General features: G+C 72.0%; 8 protein-coding genes. 2 read left to right on the top strand and 6 right to left on the bottom strand.

The features are described 5' to 3' along the window. Positions 1-20: 20 nt before the first annotated feature. From SACPADRAFT_RS0204985 to SACPADRAFT_RS0204995, 3 genes are all read right to left on the bottom strand, one after another. Entirely contained in the window at positions 21-1181 is a 1161-nt protein-coding gene (locus SACPADRAFT_RS0204985; RefSeq protein ID WP_007025395.1) for an MFS transporter, read from the bottom strand. 98 nt (positions 1182-1279) lie between these two features. Beyond that, entirely contained in the window at positions 1280-2308 is a 1029-nt protein-coding gene (locus tag SACPADRAFT_RS0204990; protein WP_007025396.1) for a PHP domain-containing protein, read from the bottom strand. An 8-nt stretch (positions 2309-2316) separates the two neighbouring features. Then, positions 2317-2568 carry a hypothetical protein gene (locus SACPADRAFT_RS0204995; RefSeq protein ID WP_007025397.1) on the bottom strand — a complete coding sequence of 84 codons (252 nt, stop codon included), beginning with the start codon at positions 2566-2568 and terminating at the stop codon, positions 2317-2319. A gap of 306 nt (positions 2569-2874) precedes the next feature. Between SACPADRAFT_RS0204995 and SACPADRAFT_RS0205000 the strand changes: the two genes are divergently transcribed. Further along, on the top strand, positions 2875-4875 hold the full coding sequence (locus SACPADRAFT_RS0205000; RefSeq protein WP_007025398.1) for a VanW family protein: 2001 nt from the start codon (positions 2875-2877) through the stop codon (positions 4873-4875). An 89-nt stretch (positions 4876-4964) separates the two neighbouring features. On the opposite strand, the gene SACPADRAFT_RS0205005 is transcribed toward SACPADRAFT_RS0205000, so the two are convergent. From SACPADRAFT_RS0205005 to SACPADRAFT_RS0205015, 3 genes are all read right to left on the bottom strand, one after another. Next, a complete protein-coding gene (locus tag SACPADRAFT_RS0205005; protein ID WP_007025399.1) occupies positions 4965-6038 on the bottom strand; it encodes a Glu/Leu/Phe/Val family dehydrogenase in 1074 nt (357 codons plus the stop codon). Positions 6039-6308: 270 nt separating this feature from the next. Continuing rightward, positions 6309-7268, bottom strand: a complete 960-nt coding sequence (locus SACPADRAFT_RS0205010; RefSeq protein WP_007025400.1) for an electron transfer flavoprotein subunit alpha/FixB family protein — start codon at positions 7266-7268, stop codon at positions 6309-6311. A gap of 42 nt (positions 7269-7310) precedes the next feature. Beyond that, positions 7311-8096 (bottom strand): electron transfer flavoprotein subunit beta/FixA family protein, encoded by a 786-nt coding sequence (locus tag SACPADRAFT_RS0205015; protein ID WP_007025401.1) that lies wholly within the window; start codon positions 8094-8096, stop codon positions 7311-7313. Positions 8097-8345: 249 nt separating this feature from the next. On the opposite strand from SACPADRAFT_RS0205015, the gene SACPADRAFT_RS25675 reads away from it, so the two are divergent. Further along, positions 8346-8739 (top strand): DegV family protein (locus SACPADRAFT_RS25675; RefSeq protein ID WP_040923957.1); only part of this gene is annotated, 394 nt, incomplete at its 3' end.

The following is an 8739-nucleotide window of genomic DNA, read 5'->3' on the forward strand; positions in this document are numbered from 1 at the left end:
CCGGTCCCGGCCGACGGCCACTAACGGCCGCGCCCCACCCGCCAGGCCACCGGCAGCAGCACCACCGCCACGGCCGCCAGCAGGCCGAACGAGGTGGTGACCGAGGTCGCCGCGATGACGGCGCCGACGAGGACGGCGCCGAGGCCCTGCCCCCCGTCGAACGCGATGTTCCAGGACACGCTGGCCGTGGCCGCGGGTGCGCGGGCGAACATGGCCAACAGGGCGTCGTTCTGCACCACACCGAAGGACGCCCCGAACACCGCGACCGCCACGACCGTGGCCACGGCGGGTCCGGAGTGTCCGGCGAGCAGCGCGAACGCCGTCATCCCCACCGCCCCGCAGAGCAGGGCCCCGAACAGCATCCGGCCCGGTGCGCCCATCCGGTCGCCGAACTGGCCCGCGACCCACCGGGCCGCCATCGTCATCGCCGGGATGACCAGCAGGGCCACCGACGCGACGGCGGTGGGCAGCACGATCGGCAGGAAGGTCACCAGCGCGCCGAAGCCGGTGGAGACCGCGAGCATCGGGAGCCAGGGCCGCCAGGTGGCCGCGACCAGATCCCGGGCTCCCCCGAGGCCGGTGCGCGTGCCCTCGTCCCGGGGGAAGGTCCGCGGCAGGCCGAGCGCGGGCAGCAGCGCGGCCAGGGGGAGCGCGGTCGCCAGGACGAACACGGGCTCGAACCCCCACTGTTCGACGACGGCCGTGCCCGCCGGGAGCCAGACCAACTGGGGCAGCCCCACGGCGAGCCCGTACAGCCCCGAACCCCGGGCCAGCAGGTTCGCGGGCAGCAGCTCCGCGATCAGCGCGGACCCGCACACGGTGATCAGACCGAAACCGAGGCCCCGGGCGAACGAGATGCCCAGGATGGACGCCGCCCCGGTGCCCACCAGGAGGGCGAGCGCGGGTGCGCCGATCAACGTGGCCCCGAGTGCCAGTCCGGCCCGGTACCCGTAGGCGCGCAGGAACCGGGGCACGGCGAACTGCACGAGGACCGTGCTGGCCATGAACACCCCGGTGGCCGCCCCCGCGACCGCCTCGGACTCGCCCTGCCGGACCGCCCACAGCGGCACGACGGGCATGAGCAGGGAATACCCCGAGAAGGTGCCCGCGGAGGCGAGCAGCATCAGCAGGAACGGACGGTGGCGCAGTGGTGCGGACGGCGTGGCCGTCGAGGAGGACATCGACACATCCCCATTTCTAGTACGCCCGTACCTTTCTGCGGGGACCCACCCCCACCCGGCCGGGCGGCGGACGGTGTGTCACCCGCCGCGCAGGGCCGTCAGCGACGCCGTGTCCAGCGCAGAAGCTCCCCGGCCGGCATCGTGTTCACCACGTCGGCGGGACCGATCCCGCAGTCCAGGGCGCGGGCGCAGCCGTACGGCTGCCAACTCAGCTGGCCCGGCGTGTGGGCGTCGCTGTCGACGGCGAACCGGCACCCGATCTCCCGCGCCCGGCGCAGCAGCCTCCGGGGCGGATCCCGCCGCTCGGGCCGCGAGTTGATCTCGACGGCCACGCCGTGCTCGCGACAGGCGGTGAACACCGCGTCCGCGTCGAACTCGGACTCCGGCCTCCCCCGGCGGGTGCGCAACCGGCCGGTGCAGTGGCCGAGGATGTCCACGTGCGGATTTGACACCGCCGCGACCATCCGCGTGGTCATCCGCCCGGCGGGCATCCGCAGGTCCGAATGGACACTGGCGACGACCACGTCGAGTTCGGCGAGCAGGTCCGGATCCTGGTCGAGTCCGCCGTCGGCGAGAATGTCCACCTCGATGCCGGACAACACCCGGATCGGGGGTGCCCCGCCCGCGGGATCGGCCGCGAGGTCGGCATTGAGTCCCGCGAGGACGTCGAGCTGGGCCCGCAGCCGCGCCGCACTCAACCCGCCCGCGACCGTCAGCCGGGGGGAGTGGTCGGTGAGCACCAGGTACTCGTGCCCGATCTCCCGCGCCGCCGCCGCCATCTCACCGATCCCGGCGCCGCCGTCGGACCAGTCGGAGTGCGTGTGGCAGTCCCCGCGCAACGCCGCCGACAGCGGCCCACCGTCCGGGAGCGCGCTGCCGGAGGCCGCCACCTCGGTGAGGTAGGCAGGTTCGCGGCCCGCCACCGCGTCGGAGACCACCCCCGCGGTGGTCCGGCCGAGGCCGGGCAGGTCGGTGAGGCTGCCGTCGGCCGCCCGCCGGGCGACCTCGTCGTCCGGCAGGTCGGCGAGCACGGCGGCCGCCCGTCGGAACGCGCGCACCCGGTAAGCCGCCGCTCCTCCGCGTTCCAGCTCCAGGGCGATCCGCCGCAGGACGGCCACGGGATCCACGGCCCGGGTCAGCCTCCCTGGTTCGTGACCCCGGCCTGGAGTCCGGCGGCGACCTCGTCCAGCTCGCGTCGGGAGCGGTCGCGGTCCCCGAGTTGCCCGTGGAGGGTCTCCCGGGTGGCCACGACCAGCGCCCCGGCGTGGGCGGGGGAACGCAGGTCCTCCCCGGAGAGCAGCCGCACCCGTCCCTCCTGCAGCACGAGACTGGCCTCCGGCAACTCGCTGTCCAGCAGCGCCCGCACGTCGTCGGCGGTGATGTCCATGGTGGTGGCCCCCGTTCGTGACCGGCCGGGACGCCCGTGTCCGGGCCCCGGGTGACGTTCGTCGCCCTCCGGACGTACCCGGTCGGCGCGTCCGGCAATGAAATCGAACCGGAACCTGACGGCGACCGGCCCGCCGGGCCCCTGCACAAACCGGCATTCCCGACGGCATGACCCCGGGAGAGGCCCGTGACCTGCGAGGACGCCTGTGCGCTCGACAACAGGGGGTTGCTGGCACGACACGCTGTCCGCTGCGTATCTTTACCGGCGGAGTCCTGGCCTGTCGACGCCGGACGTGGAGGGGTTGTCTTGCAGCAGGATCGCCAGTGGCCCGAGTCGCACAGCGAGGAGACCGACGTACTGCCGTCGATGTCCCCGCAACCCGGCGCGAACGCGGACCCTAATGCGACAAAACGTACCGACTACCTCGGTGGCCCTGAAGAGCCGACCCGCCAGTTCACCCCTACGGGTGATCAGGTGGCGGGTCCCGGGGAGAGCTACCCGACCCAGCCGGTCCCGCCACCGGCTGCCGGAGGCCCGTCCGGGCCGACCGGCCCGACCGGACCGGTCGGCCCGGGCCACGGGAGCGGCGAGAACCCGGGCGGGCACGAGCCGGCCGGGCGGAGGTGGCGCAAACCCGCCCTCGTCGCCGCGGCCGTGTTCGGACTGTTCTTCCTCCTCTACGCCGCGGACCTGCTCGTGACCAGCGGGGACGTGCCGCGCGGAACGACCGTCGCGGGCGTCGACGTCGGCGGGATGAGCCCCAGCAGGGCCGAGGACCGGCTGCGGGACGAGATCGAACCCCGGCTGTCCGAGCCCGTCGCCTACACCGCGGGCGAGACCCAGGGGCGACTCGACCCGAAGCAGGCGGGCCTGCGACTGGACTGGGACGCCACCCTCGACCAGGCCGGTGACCAACCGCTCAACCCGTTCACCCGCATCTCCTCGTTCTTCACCACCCGCGAGCTGGGAGTGGTCACCGACGCGGAGCCCAACCAGTTCGACAACGCCATGAAGGCGGTGAGCAAGGAGGTCGACCGCAAGCCGGTCGAGGGCGGCATCACCTTCGAGGGCACCACGCCGACGCCGGTGGAGCCGCAGCCGGGCCAGAAGCTCGACACCGAGGGCGCGAAGCACACGATCCTCACCCACTGGGCCGGGGAGGAACGCCTGACCCTGCCCGTGGCGTCGACCCCGGTGACAGTCACCGCCGAGGAGGTGCAGGTCGCACTGAACGACGTGGCGAAGCCGGCCGTGTCCGCGCCGGTGACCGTCAAGGGCGAGGGCACCGACGGCACCCTGGAACCGGCCGAGATCGCGGCCGGGCTCTCGTTCGAGGCGAAGGACGGCGCACTCGTCCCCACGATCGACCAGAAGAAGATCGTCGAGGGGGTCGAGCCGGACCTCGCCGAGACCGAGGAGGAACGCCGCGACGCCGAGGTCGTGTTCGAGGGGGGCGAGCCGTCGGTGCAGCCCTCGCAGGACGGCTACCAGATCAACTGGGACAAGACGCTCGAACCGCTGGTCGACGTGCTGAAGACGGAGGACCCGGGCGGCCGGGAACTGGTCGCCGAGTACGAGGACGAGCCGGCCGAGGTCACCACCGAACAGGTCGAGCAGCTCGGCATCAACGAGGTCATCGCGGAGTACACCACCGGTGGGTTCGCGCCCGACTCGGGGGTCAACATCCGCGTGGTGGCCGAGGAGGTCGACGGAACGATCGTCAAGCCGGGCGAGACGTTCAGCCTGAACCAGCACACCGGCCCGCGCGGCAAACCGGAGGGCTACGTCGAGGCGGGCATCATCAAGAACGGCCAGCCGGGCACCGCCGTGGGCGGCGGCATCTCCCAGTTCGCCACCACCCTGTTCAACGCCTCCTACTTCGCCGGGATGAAGGACGCCGGGCACCAGGAGCACAGCTACTACATCAGCCGCTACCCGGAGGGCCGCGAGGCCACGGTGTTCCAGAACCCCGACGGGTCGAGCGTGATCGACCTGAAGTTCACCAACGACGGTGACACCGGGGTGGCGATCCAGACCATCTGGACCCCGAACGACATCACGGTGAAGCTGTGGGGCACCAAGCGCTACGACGTCGAGTCGAAGACCAGTGACCGCACCGACATCAAGGAACCGGGCGAGGTCAAGGGGCCCGAGGAGAACTGCTCGCCCAGCGGGGGCACACCCGGCTTCACCGTCACCAACACCCGGATCCTGAAGGATCCCGACACGGGCCAGGTCGTGCGGCGCGAGCCGGAGACCACCGAGTACAAGCAGAAGCCGAAGGTGGTCTGCCCGGGCGACGACTGATCCCCCGGGGTGCGGACGGCGTGCCGCGCGGGCACACCGTCCGCACCCGGACCGTCACGGCCCGGTCATCGGCGCTGATCGCACCGGTGTCACGGGACGCGGAGGGTGCGCAGCCGGGACACCTCCGCGATGCGCCGTTCGGCCAGCCGGTCGGCGGCGGTCACCGGCGGCACGCCCTCGTCGGCGGCGAGGGCGAACACCTGCCCGGCCGTGTCGTACAGCGACGCGACCTTGCGTCGGGCACGGTCGAAGTCGAAGCCCCGCAGTTCCTCGCTCACCTGGATGACGCCACCGGAGTTCACCAGGTAGTCGGGGGCGAACAGGACCCCGCGTTCGTCGAGCAGTTTCTCCACCCCGGCGTGGGCGAGCTGGTTGTTGGCCGCGCCGCAGACGATCCGCGCGCGCAAGGTGTCTACGGTGTCCTCGTCCAGCACACCGCCCAGCGCACAGGGTGCGTAGACGTCCAGGTCGGCGGAGAGCAGCGCGCTGTTGTCGGCGACCACCTCCACGGACGGATGGGCGGCACGCACGGCGTCGACCGCCGCCCCGGAGACGTCGGTGACCACGACCTCGGCCCCGGCCTCGACCAGGTGCCCGACGAGATGGCGGCCGACCTTGCCCACACCGGCGACACCGACCCGCCTGCCCCGCAGGTCGGGCGAGCCCCACACGTGCGCCGCGGAGGCGCGCATGCCCTCGAACACGCCGTAGGCGGTCAGCACCGAGGAGTTGCCCGCGCCGCCCTCCTCCTCGGAGCGACCCGTCACGAACCGGGTCTCCCGGGCCACGGTGTCCATGTCGGTGACCCGGGTGCCGACGTCGCAGGCGGTGATGTAGCGCCCGCCGAGGGAGGCGACGAACCGGCCGTAGGCACGCAGCAGTGCCTCCGACCGGACCGTCGCCGGATCACCGATGATGACCGCCTTGCCGCCGCCGAGATCGAGGCCGGCGAGGGCGTTCTTGTAGGTCATCCCCCGCGCGAGTGCGAGCACGTCCTCCAGTGCCGCGGTGTCGTCGGGGTAGGGATGGAAGCGGGTTCCGCCGAGGGCGGGGCCGAGTGCGGTGGAATGCACGGCGATGATGGCCCTGAGCCCGGTCTGCTCGTCCTGACAGTGGACAACCTGCTCGTGGCCGCTGAAGCGGCCGAATACACCGTCGGTCACGGTCGTGACTCCTTTGTCGTCCGTTGCGCGCGGCTTGTGGTCGCACGCTGCGGGGCCCTGTTCGGTTGTGGCGACGGGCCGGGAAGGTCGTTCCCACTGATCACCGTCGCCGCCCGAATGTATCCCACCTCACGGCCGAAGAGGAGTCACCACGATGTTGCCGCGAAGGACTCCTTCACGGCGTCGGACGCAGCGAAGGCCCCCTTCCCTGCGCCGGACGCGGGGAAGGGGGCCTTCACGGCACCACGCGGGGGTGACCCCGTGCGGGGGTCAGCCCTTGCGCTTGGCGACCTCGTCGGTGAGTTGCGGGGCGACATCGAACAGGTCGCCCACGACGCCGAAGTCGGCGATCTCGAAGATCGGCGCCTCGGGGTCCTTGTTCACCGCGACGATCGTCTTGGACGTCTGCATCCCGGCACGGTGCTGGATGGCCCCGGAGATGCCCAGCGCGACGTACAGCTGCGGGGAGACGGTCTTGCCGGTCTGGCCCACCTGGAACTGCGCCGGGTAGTAGCCGGAGTCGACGGCCGCACGGGAGGCGCCCACCGCCGCGCCGAGCGCGTCCGCGAGCTTCTCCACCGTCTCGAACTTCTCGGCGGAGCCGACACCCCGGCCACCGGAGACCACGATCGAGGCCTCGGTCAGCTCGGGCCGGTCACCGCCGACGACCGGCTCGACGCCGGTGACCTTCGCCGACTTCGCCGGGTCGACGGCGGGCAGCGCCACCGTCTCCTCGGCCGCCGCGCCCTCGGCCTGCTCGGCCTCCACGGAGCCCGGCCGCACCGAGACCACCGGGACACCCCTGGTCGCCTTCGACTTCACCGAGAAGGCGCCGCCGAAGATCGACTGGTCCACGGTGCCGTCGGAGTTGACGCCGACGGCGTCGACCAGCCAGCCGGAGCCGAGCCGCGCGGCGAGCCTGCCGGAGACCTCCTTGCCCTCGGAGGTCGCCGCGACCAGCACGGCAGCGGGGGACGCCTGTCCCGCGACGGTCGCGAGCGCGTCCACCTTCGGGGTCACCAGGTAGCCGGTGGCCTCGTCCGACTCGGCGACGTAGACCTTCGCGGCGCCGTAGGAAGCGAGCGTCTCCTTCGCCTTCCCCGCCGACCCGGGGGCGCCGACGACGACGGCCGACGGCTCGCCGAGCGCACGGGCGGCGGTCAGCAGCTCGCCGGTGACCTTCTTGACCTCACCGTCGACGTGGTCGACGAGGACGAGTACTTCTGCCATAGTTCGTTTCCTTGTCTGTCGTCAGTCGTGGCGTCGGGAAGGTCAGAGCAGCTTCTGGCCGACGAGGTACTCGGCCACCTTCGACCCGCCGTCGCCCTCGTCGGTGACGCGCTCACCGGCGGCCCGCGGCGGCTTCGGCGCGGCCTCGACGACGCCGGACGCGGCGTTGGCCAGGCCCACTTCCCCGGCGTCGACGCCGAGGTCGGCGACGGTGAGGGTCTCCACCGGTTTCTTCTTGGCCGCCATGATCCCCTTGAACGACGGGTACCGCGGCTCGTTGATCTTCTCGGTGACGCTGACGACGGCGGGCAGGTTCGCCTCGAGGTGGGTGATGCCGTCCTCGGTCTCCCGGTCCGCCTTCACGGTGCCGCCGTCCACGGTGAGCTCACGGGCGTGCGTGAGCTGCGGCATCCCCAGCAGCTCGGCGAGCACCGCCGGAACGGCGCCGCCCCGGCCGTCCGAGGCCTCGTTCCCGGCGACCACCAGGTCGACCTCGCCCGCCCGGCCGACACCGGCGGCGATCACCTTGGCGGTGGAGAGCAGGTCGGAACCGTGCAGCGATTCGTCGGAGACGTGGATCGCCTTGTCGGCTCCCATGGACAGCGCCTTGCGGATCGCGTCGGTGGCGCGGTCGGGACCGACACACAGGACGGTCACCTCGCCCTCACCGGCTTCCTTGATCTTGAGCGCCTCCTCGACGGCGCGCTCGTTGATCTCGTCGATCACCGCGTCGGCGGACTCGCGGTCAAGGGTGTGGTCGTTCTCGGTCAGCTTCCGCTCCGAGTAGGTGTCCGGCACCTGCTTGACCAGGACAACGATATTGGTCATGGGTCTCCTTCGGCGCACACGCAAGGCGTTACTGAGCGGTAAATTACAGCTCCGCGTTCACGCTACGCCCCCCGAGGTGACCGCCTTCACCTGGATCGGCGATTTCCTTGGACGATCGTCCCACGATCTCCTCCGGCGGTCCGCGGACGGGATCCGACTGCCCCGCTCGGCGCCCGGTGAACCGTGTTTTGGGCCGGAAGGCGCAACCGTCTCCCCCTGACGGGTGGACACGGGCGCTAACCTGCCGACGTGCCCGTAGCAGTGATCACCGATTCGACCGCCTGCCTGCCCGGACAACTGGTGGCCCAGTGGGGTGTGGCGGTCGTGCAGGTCCAGATCGAGGCGGACGGCCGCCTCGACGACGAGTCCCGGTACGACCGGGGGGAGCTGATCGAGCTGATCCGGGCGGGCCACGACGTCCGGACCAGACCACCGGACCCCGGTGCCTTCTTCTGGACCTTCCAGGACGCGGTGAGCGCGGGCGCTGACGCGGTCGTGAGCGTGCACCTCTCGCGCCGGATGTCGGCGACCGCCGAGGCCGCGATGCAGGCCGCCCGGCAGGTGGGCGTCCCGGTCCACGTCGTCGACAGCGCCACGACGGGGATGAGCCTCGGCTACGCCGCGCTGTCGGCCGCCCGTGCCG

Source organism: Saccharomonospora iraqiensis subsp. paurometabolica YIM 90007 (genome assembly GCF_000231035.2).
Classification (GTDB): Bacteria; Actinomycetota; Actinomycetes; order Mycobacteriales; family Pseudonocardiaceae; genus Saccharomonospora; species Saccharomonospora paurometabolica.